This is a genomic window from Rhizobium sp. WSM409 (genome assembly GCF_057653825.1).
This window is the reverse complement of sequence record NZ_CM172794.1, coordinates 4,678,030-4,690,359: the sequence shown is the minus strand read 5'-3', so window position 1 is coordinate 4,690,359 and position 12,330 is coordinate 4,678,030. Positions and strand designations below refer to the sequence as shown.

14 protein-coding genes, 1 tRNA gene and 1 pseudogene are annotated in these 12,330 nt (G+C 61.1%); 12 read left to right on the top strand and 4 right to left on the bottom strand.

The window, feature by feature from the left end; all coding sequences use genetic code 11:
• The first annotated feature begins 147 nt into the window (after positions 1-147).
• The 4 genes from tenA (at position 148) to AC25BC_RS22905 (ending at position 3,343) form a co-directional block, all read left to right on the top strand.
• Positions 148-846, top strand: coding sequence for a thiaminase II (tenA, locus tag AC25BC_RS22920; RefSeq protein WP_012759771.1), 699 nt, complete (start codon positions 148-150; stop codon positions 844-846).
• A 76-nt stretch (positions 847-922) separates the two neighbouring features.
• The gene (gene lepA / locus AC25BC_RS22915) at positions 923-2,755 is read left to right on the top strand and encodes a translation elongation factor 4 (RefSeq protein WP_012759770.1); all 1,833 of its coding nucleotides are present in this window, start codon (positions 923-925) and stop codon (positions 2,753-2,755) included.
• Positions 2,756-2,813: 58 nt separating this feature from the next.
• On the top strand, positions 2,814-3,044 hold the full coding sequence (locus AC25BC_RS22910; RefSeq protein ID WP_012759769.1) for a type II toxin-antitoxin system CcdA family antitoxin: 231 nt from the start codon (positions 2,814-2,816) through the stop codon (positions 3,042-3,044).
• Positions 3,044-3,343 carry a CcdB family protein gene (locus AC25BC_RS22905; protein WP_012759768.1) on the top strand — a complete coding sequence of 100 codons (300 nt, stop codon included), beginning with the start codon at positions 3,044-3,046 and terminating at the stop codon, positions 3,341-3,343. Before AC25BC_RS22910 ends, AC25BC_RS22905 begins: the two co-directional genes overlap by 1 nt.
• Positions 3,344-3,345: 2 nt before the next feature.
• On the opposite strand, the gene AC25BC_RS22900 is transcribed toward AC25BC_RS22905, so the two are convergent.
• The 3 genes and pseudogenes from AC25BC_RS22900 to AC25BC_RS22890 all read right to left on the bottom strand — a co-directional run bounded on the left by AC25BC_RS22900 (position 3,346) and on the right by AC25BC_RS22890 (position 5,220).
• On the bottom strand, positions 3,346-3,798 hold the full coding sequence (locus AC25BC_RS22900; protein WP_012759767.1) for a GFA family protein: 453 nt from the start codon (positions 3,796-3,798) through the stop codon (positions 3,346-3,348).
• Between the two features lie 84 nt (positions 3,799-3,882).
• A pseudogene (locus AC25BC_RS22895) lies at positions 3,883-4,432 on the bottom strand (sugar O-acetyltransferase).
• A gap of 11 nt (positions 4,433-4,443) precedes the next feature.
• A complete protein-coding gene (locus tag AC25BC_RS22890; RefSeq protein ID WP_206642362.1) occupies positions 4,444-5,220 on the bottom strand; it encodes a type 1 glutamine amidotransferase in 777 nt (258 codons plus the stop codon).
• 203 nt (positions 5,221-5,423) lie between these two features.
• Here AC25BC_RS22890 and AC25BC_RS22885 point away from each other — a divergent pair, with 203 nt between their 5' ends.
• The gene (locus AC25BC_RS22885; protein ID WP_003544579.1) at positions 5,424-5,717 is read left to right on the top strand and encodes an Rdx family protein; all 294 of its coding nucleotides are present in this window, start codon (positions 5,424-5,426) and stop codon (positions 5,715-5,717) included.
• Between the two features lie 4 nt (positions 5,718-5,721).
• On the opposite strand, the gene AC25BC_RS22880 is transcribed toward AC25BC_RS22885, so the two are convergent.
• The gene (locus AC25BC_RS22880; RefSeq protein WP_128438469.1) at positions 5,722-6,141 is read right to left on the bottom strand and encodes a BA14K family protein; all 420 of its coding nucleotides are present in this window, start codon (positions 6,139-6,141) and stop codon (positions 5,722-5,724) included.
• A 169-nt stretch (positions 6,142-6,310) separates the two neighbouring features.
• Between AC25BC_RS22880 and AC25BC_RS22875 the strand changes: the two genes are divergently transcribed.
• The 7 genes from AC25BC_RS22875 (at position 6,311) to AC25BC_RS22845 (ending at position 12,304) form a co-directional block, all read left to right on the top strand.
• Positions 6,311-6,397: transfer RNA gene (locus AC25BC_RS22875), tRNA-Leu, on the top strand.
• A gap of 238 nt (positions 6,398-6,635) precedes the next feature.
• A complete protein-coding gene (locus AC25BC_RS22870; protein WP_128438468.1) occupies positions 6,636-6,920 on the top strand; it encodes a poly(hydroxyalkanoate) granule-associated protein in 285 nt (94 codons plus the stop codon).
• 549 nt (positions 6,921-7,469) lie between these two features.
• Positions 7,470-8,243 carry a glucose-1-phosphate cytidylyltransferase gene (gene rfbF / locus AC25BC_RS22865; RefSeq protein ID WP_113546556.1) on the top strand — a complete coding sequence of 258 codons (774 nt, stop codon included), beginning with the start codon at positions 7,470-7,472 and terminating at the stop codon, positions 8,241-8,243.
• The gene (gene rfbG / locus AC25BC_RS22860) at positions 8,234-9,298 is read left to right on the top strand and encodes a CDP-glucose 4,6-dehydratase (RefSeq protein ID WP_017995732.1); all 1,065 of its coding nucleotides are present in this window, start codon (positions 8,234-8,236) and stop codon (positions 9,296-9,298) included. Before rfbF ends, rfbG begins: the two co-directional genes overlap by 10 nt.
• Positions 9,295-10,530, top strand: a complete 1,236-nt coding sequence (locus AC25BC_RS22855) for a class I SAM-dependent methyltransferase (protein WP_128438467.1) — start codon at positions 9,295-9,297, stop codon at positions 10,528-10,530. Before rfbG ends, AC25BC_RS22855 begins: the two co-directional genes overlap by 4 nt.
• Positions 10,527-11,069 carry a dTDP-4-dehydrorhamnose 3,5-epimerase gene (gene rfbC, locus AC25BC_RS22850; protein ID WP_017995730.1) on the top strand — a complete coding sequence of 181 codons (543 nt, stop codon included), beginning with the start codon at positions 10,527-10,529 and terminating at the stop codon, positions 11,067-11,069. The genes AC25BC_RS22855 and rfbC overlap by 4 nt, the downstream gene beginning before the upstream one ends.
• On the top strand, positions 11,066-12,304 hold the full coding sequence (locus tag AC25BC_RS22845; protein ID WP_128438466.1) for a glycosyltransferase family 2 protein: 1,239 nt from the start codon (positions 11,066-11,068) through the stop codon (positions 12,302-12,304). The genes rfbC and AC25BC_RS22845 overlap by 4 nt, the downstream gene beginning before the upstream one ends.
• Positions 12,305-12,330 lie beyond the last annotated feature (26 nt).

Sequence of the window (12,330 nt, the reverse complement as noted above, 5' to 3'; positions counted from 1 at the left end):
CCGTCCAATTTACCAGTCCAATGATTCCACTATAAGAGAAATACATTATCTGATAATGGAATCAAGTGCCTACGAAAAGCGGCCAAACGCGCCTTGCTTTCGCCGCTGCGCCGTCCATATATGGCGGCGTAATCCGAGGAGAGAGTGATGGACGCCAGCACGCAGAGCACGGAACTGACGGGAAGCTTCACGGCTGCCGCCTGGGACAGGATCGCGCCGATCATGGCTGAAATCGAGGCCTTGCCGCTGCTGCAGCGGCTTTCGGACGGCACGCTACCGCCGGAGGTTTTCCGCCATTACATCCTGCAGGATGCGCTCTACCTCAAGCATTATGCGCGATGCCTTGCGATCGTCGCGGCCAAGGCACCCGACAATGCGCAGGTCCTGCGCTTCCTCGGTTCGGCACAGAAGGCAATCACCGTCGAGCAGGGCCTGCATGCCGGCTTCCTCACCCAGTTCGGCATCACGTCTGCCGACGTCACATCAGCCGAACCCTCGCCTGCCGGCTTTGCCTATACCAACTTCCTGCTTGCCACCGCCTATCACAGCTCCTACGCGGTGGCGCTGTCCTCCATCCTTCCCTGCTTCTGGATCTACTGGCATGTCGGCGAAGCGATCAAGAACCGGCCTGCTATCGAAGGCAATGCTTTCCAGGCCTGGATCAACACCTATGGCGATCCGCAATTTGCCGCCGGTGCCCGCGAAGTGATCGCGCTGACCGACATCGCCGCCCGCGCCGCATCGCCGGTGGAGCGGGCGCAAATGACCGATGTCTTCGTGCGCGCCTCGCAATATGAATGGATGTTCTGGGATTCGGCCTGGCGGCTGGAGACGTGGCCGGTCTGATCGGCGCCCGGCACAGGACGAAATAGCGTAAACAGCAGGATAATTACCGCTTTGCGGCAGGGGGCGGCGCTGCTATATGGCGCGCATGAGCACCAATTCCACCACTCCGCTGTCCCATATCCGCAACTTTTCGATCGTGGCCCATATCGACCACGGCAAATCGACGCTGGCCGACCGCCTGATCCAGACGACGGGCGGCCTTGCCGAGCGAGAAATGTCCGAGCAGGTGCTCGACAATATGGATATCGAGCGCGAGCGCGGCATCACCATCAAGGCCCAGACCGTGCGCCTGCATTACCAGGCGAACAACGGCGAGAAATACATTCTCAACCTGATCGACACGCCCGGCCACGTCGACTTCGCCTATGAAGTCTCACGGTCGCTGTCGGCCTGCGAGGGCTCGTTGCTCGTCGTCGACGCCAGCCAGGGCGTCGAAGCGCAGACGCTTGCCAACGTCTACCAGGCGATCGACAACAACCACGAGATCGTCACCGTCCTCAACAAGATCGACCTGCCGGCCGCCGAACCCGACCGCATCAAGGAACAGATCGAGGAGGTGATCGGCATCGACGCTTCGGAGGCGGTGCTGATTTCGGCAAAGACCGGCCTCGGCATTCCCGATGTGCTGGAAGCGATCGTCCACAGGCTACCGGCGCCGAAGAGCCCCGGCGGCGAAAAGGCGCCGTTGAAGGCGCTGCTCGTCGACAGCTGGTACGACGCCTATCTCGGCGTCATGGTTCTCGTCCGCGTCATCGACGGCGTGCTGACCAAGGGCCAGACGGTGCGGATGATGGGCACCGATGCGAAATACCAGGTGGAGCGCGTCGGCGTGCTGACGCCGAAGATGGTCAATATCGACCGCCTCGGCCCCGGCGAGATCGGCTTCATCACCGCCTCGATCAAGGAAGTGGCCGATACCCGCGTCGGCGACACGATCACCGAGGACAAGCGGCCGACGGCCCAGGCGCTGCCGGGCTTCAAGCCGGCGCAGCCGGTGGTGTTCTGCGGCCTCTTCCCGGTCGACGCCGCCGATTTCGAGGATCTGCGCGCCGCCATGGGCAAGCTTCGCCTCAACGACGCCTCCTTCTCCTTCGAAATGGAATCGTCGGCGGCTCTCGGTTTCGGCTTCCGCTGCGGCTTCCTCGGCCTGCTGCATCTGGAAATCATCCAGGAACGGCTGGAGCGCGAGTTCGACCTCGACCTCATCGCCACCGCACCCTCGGTCGTCTACAAGATGTTTATGACCGACGGCACGGAGCGCGAGTTGCACAATCCGGCCGACATGCCCGATGTCGTCAAAATCTCGGAAATCCACGAGCCGTGGATCCGCGCGACAATCCTGACACCCGACGATTATCTCGGCAGCATCCTGAAGCTCTGCCAGGACCGGCGCGGCATCCAGATCGAGCTTACCTATGTCGGCACGCGTGCGATGCTGACCTACGACCTGCCGCTCAACGAAGTCGTCTTCGATTTCTACGACCGGCTGAAGTCGATCTCGAAGGGTTATGCCTCCTTCGACTACACGCTGACCGACCACCGCGAGGGCAACCTCGTGAAGATGTCGATCCTCGTCAACGGCGAACCGGTCGACGCGCTGTCGATGATGGTGCACCGGACGGCCGCCGAAAAGCGCGGCCGCGACATGTGCGAGAAGCTCAAGGAGCTGATCCCGAAGCACATGTTCAAGATCCCGATCCAGGCGGCGATCGGCGGCAACGTCATTGCCCGCGAGACGATCTCGGCGCTGCGAAAGGACGTGACCGCGAAATGCTACGGCGGCGACGCTACCCGCAAGCGCAAGCTGCTCGACAAGCAGAAGGCCGGCAAGAAGCGCATGCGCCAGTTCGGCAAGGTGGAAATTCCGCAGGAAGCGTTCATCGCAGCGCTGAAGATGGGCGACGAATAACGCTTCTCAACGGTATTTTATGCGCATATCATCTGCGCATAAAATTGAGGAGATCGTTATGGCTCAGCAGACGAGAAAAGCAGCGAACCTGTCTCTTGACGAAAATCTGGTCTCCCAGGCGCGCGCGCTTCAGATCAACATATCCCGGGCGGCGGAAGACGGCATCGCACAGGCCATAAAGGCGGAGCGCGAGCGGCTTTGGCGTATCGAGAACGCTGAGGCTATCCGTCTGGAGAACGAATATGTTGAAAAGCACGGCTTGCCCTTCGCCAAATACCGTCAGTTTTAATGGCACGCTTTCACGTCTATCGCCTTAAAAGCGGAAATCTCCTGGCCATCGATCTTCAAGCCAATCTGCTTGACGATCTGCCTTCGCGCGTCATGGTTCCGTTGCATCCAGTACAGGAACTGAGCTGGTCGATCTCGCGACTGAACCCACGCTTTCCTATTGAGGGTGAAACCTATGTGATGGCCACCCAGCGCATGGCATCGGTCCCGACCGCGGAAATTGGAAAAGTGGTGGCGGATCTATCGGGCAAAAGCGATGCCATCATCGGCGCCACGGACTTTCTCTTCCAGGGCTTCTGAGATCAACTTCGCGCCATATACTCCTTCACCAGCCCCTCATAGGCCTCCATCTCGGGCAACGCCTCGTAGCTGTGCACCGCGCCAGTCTCGGCGAAGGACAGTTTCTCGCTCGTCCATGTCTCGATGAAGGGGGTGAACCAGCTCGGATCGTCGAGCATGGTCGCGCGCAGATTGACGAACCAGTCCATGCCTTCCGGCCGGGTGAACATCCAGCTCATGCAATGCGGGCAGAAATAATGCTTCGTGATGCCATGCAGGCCGCCGATCACCGGCTCGCCTTGGGTCACCTCGAAGCCTTCGCTCGGGATGGCCGCACTCAGCGAATAGGCGCTTGATGTCATCTTCTGGCACCCGGTGCAATGACAGGCCATGGTGAGCAGCGGCGGGGCGCTGATCTTCAACCGCACCCGGCCGCAACGGCAGCCGCCTTCGGTGGGTAAGGTTCGCTCGCTCATGATGTCCTCCCGTTTTGCCTTTTGATCTAGCGGAACTTTCGTCGCTGTCGAGATGGCGAGGTCATCGCGGCCGCTTTGCCGGCGTTATCGGATGCGGGCTGGATTGCCGACCACGGTTGCGCCGGCCCGGCACATCCCTGGTCACCACTGCACCGGCGCCGACGATCGCACCGTCGCCGATCGTGACGCCGCCGAGGACGATGGCGCTGCCGCCGATCCAGACGTCATTGCCGATCGTCACTGGCCGGGCGATCTCGATGCCGGTGCTGCGCAGTGCCGGCTCCTTGTGATGCTCGGCGCAATAGATCTGCACTCCAGGGCCGAACATGCTGCGATCGCCGATGCTCACACGGCCGGAATCGAGAATGGTGCAGCCGGCATTGAAATAGACGCGTTCGCCGAGAGTGATATTGATGCCGTAGGAGCAGTGAAACGGCGCTTCGATGAAGACATTGAGTGCTGCATGCGCAAAGAGCGCCCTCAGGGCCGGCGCGACGACGCCACGCTCATCCGGCGGCAGCGTGTTATGCGCGTGGACGGCTAAGCGCGCCTGCCGGCGCAAGAGATCAAGCTCGTCATCGAGGCAGCAATACCATTCGCCCGCCGCCATCTTCTCGCGTTCGCTGGCCGGCATCGCATCACCCCTCAAGCCGAGGCCTGCGACAGCATTTCGACCTCTTCCCGCTCGATCAGGCTGACCCAGGCGCGTGCGATGGCAAGGCCCGCGGCATCGGCTGCACCGGCGTGTCTTGCCGCCAGTTCGGCATGGTTCTCCAGCCAGCCCGGCGCAATGCGCGCGATCGTATCGGGAAATTCGGCCTTCCATTGCGCGACGACCTCCGAATTGGCCTCGAAATGGAACTGGGTGCCATAGACGGCGCGGCCGATGCGGAAGGCCTGGTTCTCTGCAACGGGGCTCGAGGCGAGGCGCGCCGCGCCCTCAGGCAGGGAAAACGTATCGGCATGCCATTCGAAGATGGTGAATTCGCCGCCAAGCGCCGACAGCAGCGGATCGGTCCGGCCCTCGGCGGTGACGCCGATCCCGTGCCAGCCGAATTCGCGGGCGATTCCTAAGTGATTGTCGGCGCCATAGGCGCGGGCGAGGATCTGGCTGCCGAGGCAGATGCCAAGCACGGCCTTGCCGGCATCGCCGAAGCGGCGGGTGAGCCGGACGAGTTCCGGCAGATAGGGGTGGGTTTGGTCATCCAGCGCGCTCTGCTCGCCGCCAAGAACGACCAGCGCGTCATGGCCGGATATATCTTTCGGCAGGATGCCGTCCTGCCACACCCGGAACCACTCGATCTCCGCTCCCGCCTCGTCGAGGGCCGCGGCAAGCGCGCCGAGGCCGGTATTCCGCATGTTTTCGATGACTGCGACGCGCATAAGTTCTTCCCGGTATGGCCGACCACGGGAAGAGACCATGGCGGAGGGCGGCGCGCAAGACGCCAGAACAGGATTGAGGCTTTAGGCCGGTTCGGCCCAAAATCTGAATCCTGTTCTTAATTAAATAGTTAGAGCATGATGTCGCCCGAAAACCGCTCACACTTTTCGGCATCATGCTCTGCGAGGGCGATTGCGCGCACGCGCCACAGGGCTTAAATCTCAGCAAACGAAAGGACATCGCCATGACCGAAAAAGCCCGCGTCACGATCCTCTACTGCACCCAGTGCAACTGGCTGCTGCGCGCCAGCTGGATGGCGCAGGAGCTGCTGCATACTTTTTCCGACAGCCTCGGCGAAGTGGCGCTGATCCCCGCCACCGGCGGCAATTTCGAGATCCGCGTCAATGGCGATCTGATCTGGGAGCGCAAGCGCGACGGCGGTTTTCCCGGGCCGAAGGAGCTGAAACAGCGGGTCCGCGACATCGTCGAGCCCGGCCGCGATCTCGGCCATGTCGACCGCGCCTCGCTCGAAAGCTGACAGCTCAGCGGTAGGGCGAGCGGCAGGTCTTGTAGATGCCCTCATAGGTGAGGAAACGGTCGGTCCGCGGATTGTAGGAGCGGTACTCGTTGCTGCACCAGGCGGCATGGCTGTTCATGTCACGCGGCTTCGGCTGCACCCTGCGCACCGGCGGCGGATCATAGGTCAGTTGCGGCGGTCCGGCAGCGCCCGGCCGATAATAGGTCGGCCCCGCGCCGCGTGGACGGTAGTTCGGCTGGACATAGGCGGGACGATGCCATTGCTGCGGCCCGAAACCGAAGCAACCGCGAAAATCGCAGAGCGTCGATCCCGTGTTCAGCGGCCCGACCCCCGGCTTGCCCAGCTTCAGCGAATCGGCCCCGGCGATTGCGGGCGATAGAAGAGCTAAAAGACTGGCGAGCAGAAGCGTACGAGCAATAGGCATGTGGCATTCCTTTCGATATTTCCTTTATATAGGGCGTGACCACCGAAGCGCTATGCCCCGCCTAGCGCCACTCCCGCCCATGTGATCAGCGGCTTTCTCGCCAACTGTCAGAAAAACTTCAAAAACCCAGTTGACAGTCAGGAGCCACCCCCTTACATCGCTCTCCGTCGCCCAGATGGCGGAATTGGTAGACGCGCCAGCTTCAGGTGCTGGTACCCGAAAGGGTGTGGAGGTTCGAGTCCTCTTCTGGGCACCATTCCATTCTTGATCACTACCAAGATCAAGGAGTTAAGCCTTTCCAACTAGAGTTGCGCAGGTGCCTTGCAACAAAGGCCAATCGCGATGCGCTCAAAGGCTTGTTCGCTCAATAGCTCCCAAGATCTCTCCGAAGCCCTCATTTCTAGATGTTTATTCCTGCCGCTCTTGATAGCTGGCCTGCATTGACTCCCTCACTCCCAAATGCGAACATAAAGCGAACAGATGGAGTTTTGCTGATGATCCGATTCGCCACAACCCCAGCCAGCACCCCCGAGCCTATAAAGGCCCGCGAGGTGTCAGCTGCCAAGCCGGCCATTGAAATGCCGAAGCCGAAGCCGGTCATTGAGGTAGCCGCTACGGGGCCTGCGGTCGGCCTGTTGGTGCCCAGCTCCGAGGCAGACGAGCTCGGCTCCGACACTCGGCCGAAAACCACCAAGCCAGCACGCCGTGCGGCAACAAAGCGTAAGCCCAAGGTCGTCGAGGCAGACGACGCTTCCTTCCAGCTTCGTCTGGAGGCATAACCGCACACGATCCGGCCAAGGTTTGGCGGCGCGGGGGGACTCCCACCATAATCTATATAGCACTTCGGAATCCCGAAATTGGCTGCGGGATTGAAATCATTGGATGTTTCTCCACGGCGACAGCCCGCGAAAGGCGTCGAATTTCGGAATCCCGAAGCGGGGGAATTTCGGGATTCCGAAGTGGGATTTTTTCTTCCCGCCGACGCGCCGGGCCTTTGCCCGGGGGCAATCGGCCGGCTATCTGACGCTTTACTATCAGGATCGGCCGCTTCTGGTCGGATCAATTGCGCCCGCTTGGCGCTCCTCGTAAAACTGGAAGGACGTGCCTTCGGCCGAACGGGATGTGCCGAACGGCAAGCTGCTCCATTGCTCAACGCACGGCCTGCGAAACGCGCGGCTCCCGTTCCGACACCCCCGCAAGCCTCGCACAAGAACGAAATCGGATACCGGGGCAAGGATGAACATACGGCCGTTCCGCCTGTCGAGAGCCCGGATGGCTCCGAGGGCGGTCTGCCGGAGCTTGACGAGACACTCTGGAGTTCGCTTGGGATGAAAGTCGTAATTCTTGCCGGTGGCCTTGGCTCGCGCCTTGCCGAGGAAACCAGTATCCGACCCAAGCCTCTGGTCGAAATCGGGGGCATGCCGATCCTCTGGCACATCATGAGCATCTATGCTCATCACGGGCTCAATGATTTCATCATCTGCGCCGGCTATAAGGGTTATTTGATCAAGGAATATTTCGTAAACCTTGTTCTGCACCACAACGACATCACCGTCGACCTCGCCTCCAACAGCATCAACTATCACGGCGGCACACGACCGAACTGGCGCGTGACCGTGGTCGATACCGGCATGCATTCGATGACCGGCGGCCGTCTCGGGCGCATTCGCGACCATCTGACGCCAGGCGAACCCTTCTGCATGACCTATGGCGACGGCGTCGGCGACATCGATATCGCCGCCGAGGTCGCTTTCCATCGCAGCCATGGCCTGAAGGCGACGATGTGCGCGGTCACTCCGCCCGGACGTTACGGCGCCACGAATATCGAGGGACAGTACATCACCTCCTTCATCGAGAAGCCGAGGGGCGACGGCCAGCGCATCAACGGCGGCTTCTTCGTGCTCGACCCCTCGGTGGTCGATCTCATCCCGGGCGACGACACGATCTGGGAAGCCGGACCGTTGGAATGGCTCGCCGCCAACAACCAGCTCGCCGCCTTCAAGCATGATGGCTTCTGGCAGCCGATGGATACACTCCGCGAGCGCAACCAGCTCGAGGAGCTCTGGAGTTCCGGAAAGGCACCGTGGAAGCTATGGGCCTGACGGACTTCTGGAATGGGCGGCGGGTTTTCCTGACCGGACATACCGGCTTCAAGGGATCGTGGCTCTCCCTGTGGCTGGAGCGGCTCGGCGCCGAGGTTTCCGCGGTGTCGCTGGCGCCCGAGACCGAACCATCGCTCTATCGCAAGCTCGCTCCCTGGGACGATCGCAGCCATCACATCGTCGATATCCGCGACGCCGAGGCGCTTCTTAATCTCTCCAGGCGTTTCGAGCCAGAGATCGTTATCCATATGGCGGCGCAAGCTCTGGTGCGGCGCTCTTATGAGAACCCGGCCGAGACCTTTTCGACCAACGTCATGGGAACGGCCAATGTTCTCGACGCGGTCAGGCAGACGCCCTCCGTCAAGACCGTGCTGGTCATCACCTCCGACAAGGTTTACGCCAATAACGGCAGCGGCATACCCTTCGTCGAGACCGATACGCTCGGTGGCAAGGACCCCTACAGCAATTCAAAAGCCTGCACGGAACTCGTCTGCCAGAGCTACCGCGACAGTTTCTTCAAAGGGCGAGATCTCAGGCTCGCCACGGTCCGCGCCGGCAATGTCATCGGCGGCGGCGACTGGTCGAAGGACCGGCTGATCCCGGATTTCATCCGCGCTTTCGAAGGCGGTGAACCGATCATGCTGCGCTATCCCGCGGCGATCCGCCCCTGGCAGCATGTGCTGGAGCCGCTTGGCGGTTATCTGAGCTTCGCTGAGGTGCTGACGCAGCAGCGCGGCAGGGATCTGCCGGATGCACTGAATTTCGGTCCGCATCCCGAAAGCTTCGCCACTGTTTCCGAACTCGCCGAAGCGCTCGGACGCGCGCACTGCGTCGAAGACGTGTGGCGGCTTGCGCCCGGCGAACATCTGCCGGAAGCTCCGGCGCTGACGCTGAGCTCGGCGCTTGCGCTCGACACCATCGGCTGGCGCCCGCGGCTCAGCCTGCAACAGACAATCGACTGGACTGCCGCCTGGTACAAGGCCAACCGCGAGGGCGTAGACATGCGCGCCTTCTCGCTCGGCCAGATCGCGGCATATGAGGAAACAGTATCATGACAGCGCACAATTGCCGGTTCTGCAACGCTCCGCTGAAGCATCGTTTCGTCGATCTGGGTTCGACGCCGCTCGCCAACGCCTATCTGACGGAAGAGCAGCTCAACAAGCCGGAGCCCTCCTATCCGCTGCGCGCCTTCGTCTGCTCTGAATGCTGGCTGGTGCAGGCCGATGCCTTCGTTCCGCCGGAGGATATCTTCAGCCACTATGCCTATTTCTCCTCCTACAGCGACGGCTGGGTGGAGCATGCCCGCCAGTTTACGATCATGGCGCGCAAGCGCTTCGGTCTCAGCGAGACATCGCAGGTGATCGAGGTGGCGAGCAATGATGGCTACCTCCTCAAGCATTTCGTCGAAGCCGGCGTGCCGGTGCTCGGCATCGAGCCGGCCGAGAACGTCGCGGAAGTGGCACGGCAGATCGGCGTTCCCACGGAAGCGCGCTTCTTCGGCAGGGAAACCGCTGCCGATCTCGTCTCCCGCGGCCTTGCCTCCGACATTGTCATCGGCAACAACGTGCTGGCGCATGTGCCCGACATCAACGATTTCGTCGGCGGACTTTCGGCCGTACTGAAGCCGGACGGCGTCGTCAGCGTCGAATTCCCGCACCTTCTGCGGCTGATGGAAAATATCCAGTTCGACACTGTCTACCACGAGCATTTCTACTATCTGTCGCTGCTCGCCGTCGAAAAGGTCTTCGCGGCGCACGGCCTCAAGATCTTTGACGTTGAAGAATTGCCGACTCATGGCGGGAGTCTCCGCGTGCTTGCCTGCCGCGCAACGTCCATGGTTCACGCAATCGGCCGCGGACTTGCCAAGGTCCGCACCGATGAGGCAGCCGCCGGTTTCGACAAGGTCGAGACCTACGAGGCTTTCCAGAGCCGCGTAGCGCCGATCAAGGATGGGCTGCTCGCCTTCCTCGCGGAAGCCAAACGCAGCGGCAAGAAGGTCGCCGCCTATGGCGCTGCCGCCAAGGGCAACACGCTGCTGAATTTCTGCGGCGTCGGCACCGACCTCATCGAATATGTCGTCGACCGCAATCCGCACAAGCAGGGGCATTTCCTGCCGGGGAGCAAACTGCCGATCTACGCCCCGGAGAAGATGGACGAAACGCAGCCGGATTACGTGCTCATCCTGCCTTGGAACATCAAGAACGAGGTCGTTGCGGCCAACAGCAGGGTCGGTGCCTGGGGGGGACGCTTCGCGGTCGCCGTGCCGGAACTGACGGTGCTCGGTTGAAATTCCTTCCGACCGCGGTTTCGGGCGCCTTTGTCGTGGAAGTCGACGCGCGCTCCGACGACCGGGGAATGTTCGCACGAACCTTCGACGCGCAGACCTTTGCGGCGCAAGGTCTCGTCCCCGTCTACCCGCAGTGCAATATCTCGCAGAACCACAAGCGCGGGACGCTGCGCGGTATGCACTACCAAGCCCAACCGCGGCCGGAGATCAAGCTGGTGCGCGCCACGCGCGGCAGGGTATTCGACGTGGCTGTTGATCTGAGGCCGGATTCGCCGAGCTATCTCAAATGGGCCTCCGTCGAGCTCGATGCCATCAATCACAACGCCTTCTACATACCTGCCGGATGCGCGCACGGCTTCCTGACGCTCGAGGATGATTGCGAGCTCTTCTACCAGATGTCGGAAGCCTATGTGCCGGAACTTGCCCGTGGCGTCCGCTGGGACGATCCCGCCTTTTCCATCGCCTGGCCGTTCACGCCGAGCATCATCAGCGAGCGCGACGCCGCGCTTGACAGCTACGGCCAGGAGACAAGCCTTTGAGCGGTATCAAACTCAGCATCTGCATCCCGACCTATAACCGCGAAGCCTATCTCAGAAACGCGCTGACCTACTGCGAGAACGATTACAAGTTCGACTTTCCCTTCGAAATCGTGATCTGTGACAATGCCTCCACGGATGGCACGCAGCAGGTGGTCGAGGAATTCATCGCCCGCGGGCTGCCGATCCGCTACTACAAGCGTGAAACCAATGCCGGCGCCGCGGCAAACGTCACGAGCGCTCTGCGCCTCGGCAAGGGCGAATACCTCATCTATCTCGCCGACGATGACATCCTGATTGCCGATGCGGTGGCCGAAACCATCAGATATCTCGACAACAATCAGGAGGTGACCTGCGCCCATGCGCCGTGGTTCCTCTACGACGAAGTCGCCAAAACCGACATCACGAAGTTCTACAATGTCAACGAGGATCGGAAGTTTCCGCAGGGAAGTTTCGGCGACGTCTTCCAGTATATCTGCGAACGCCACATCTTTCCGGAAATCGCGATCTACCGCTCGTCGACCCTGCGGTCGGCCTGGATCCCGCGGGAATTCTGCTTCTATCCGTTCCCGTTCCTTGCGCATTTCCTCGATCAGGGCGCGGTCTCCTTCCTGCAGCGCCTGTTCTACCGTTCCATCGCCAATTCGGCGATCGTCCGCGACCGTCCGCAAGAAGGCACCAACGACGTCATGACGAGCTGGGATCGCTATCGCGGCGGGCTTGAATATTTTCTCTATACGGGAGCCAGGCGCGGGGCGCTGAACCTGACGCCCGAGACGCATCTCAAGTATGACGAGATGTGCAAGATCTTCACTCTCAATCGCATGGCGGTCGCCTTTCGCTTCTGGGCGGAGCGCAAGAACTTCATCAAGGCCTATGAACTCTATACCCGCATCATGTGGGGCGGGATGCTCGACCACCCGGAAATTCGCAGTTTCCGTGAAAGGCTGCCCCTGATGGTCGCCATCCAGACGCTGGTGAGCGAAGTGAATTCGGCAATCGGCATCGATACGCTGCTTCTCGGCGGTTTCCCGGAAATCACCGCGCTCGAAGGCCTGATGCGCGAACTCGGCCTCAGCGAAAAGGTGAAGGTGACAGTGAAACTCAGCGACAGTCCGCTGGAAAGCACCGCCGTCTTCGTCAGCGCCGACAACGACCGGGAGTATTTCGTAGCACTCGGCTACCTGCCCAATCTCGTGTTCCACCAGCACGATGTCGCCCGGCATATCATCATGTGAGCCTCGCGCCAGTTTCAAAAACTAGC

Bases quoted from the DNA above. Each gene is read 5' to 3' on its own strand.
- rfbF (WP_113546556.1), top strand. From the start codon at position 7,470: ATGAAAGTCGTAATTCTTGCCGGTGGCCTTGGCTCGCGCCTTGCCGAG.
- AC25BC_RS22890 (WP_206642362.1), bottom strand. From the start codon at position 5,220: ATGGTCTCTTCCCGTGGTCGGCCATACCGGGAAGAACTTATGCGCGTC.
- lepA (WP_012759770.1), top strand. From the start codon at position 923: ATGGCGCGCATGAGCACCAATTCCACCACTCCGCTGTCCCATATCCGC.
- AC25BC_RS22905 (WP_012759768.1), top strand. From the start codon at position 3,044: ATGGCACGCTTTCACGTCTATCGCCTTAAAAGCGGAAATCTCCTGGCC.
- AC25BC_RS22870 (WP_128438468.1), top strand. From the start codon at position 6,636: ATGATCCGATTCGCCACAACCCCAGCCAGCACCCCCGAGCCTATAAAG.
- AC25BC_RS22880 (WP_128438469.1), bottom strand. From the start codon at position 6,141: ATGCCTATTGCTCGTACGCTTCTGCTCGCCAGTCTTTTAGCTCTTCTA.
- AC25BC_RS22885 (WP_003544579.1), top strand. From the start codon at position 5,424: ATGACCGAAAAAGCCCGCGTCACGATCCTCTACTGCACCCAGTGCAAC.
- AC25BC_RS22910 (WP_012759769.1), top strand. From the start codon at position 2,814: ATGGCTCAGCAGACGAGAAAAGCAGCGAACCTGTCTCTTGACGAAAAT.
- rfbG (WP_017995732.1), top strand. From the start codon at position 8,234: ATGGGCCTGACGGACTTCTGGAATGGGCGGCGGGTTTTCCTGACCGGA.
- tenA (WP_012759771.1), top strand. From the start codon at position 148: ATGGACGCCAGCACGCAGAGCACGGAACTGACGGGAAGCTTCACGGCT.
- AC25BC_RS22855 (WP_128438467.1), top strand. From the start codon at position 9,295: ATGACAGCGCACAATTGCCGGTTCTGCAACGCTCCGCTGAAGCATCGT.
- AC25BC_RS22900 (WP_012759767.1), bottom strand. From the start codon at position 3,798: ATGAGCGAGCGAACCTTACCCACCGAAGGCGGCTGCCGTTGCGGCCGG.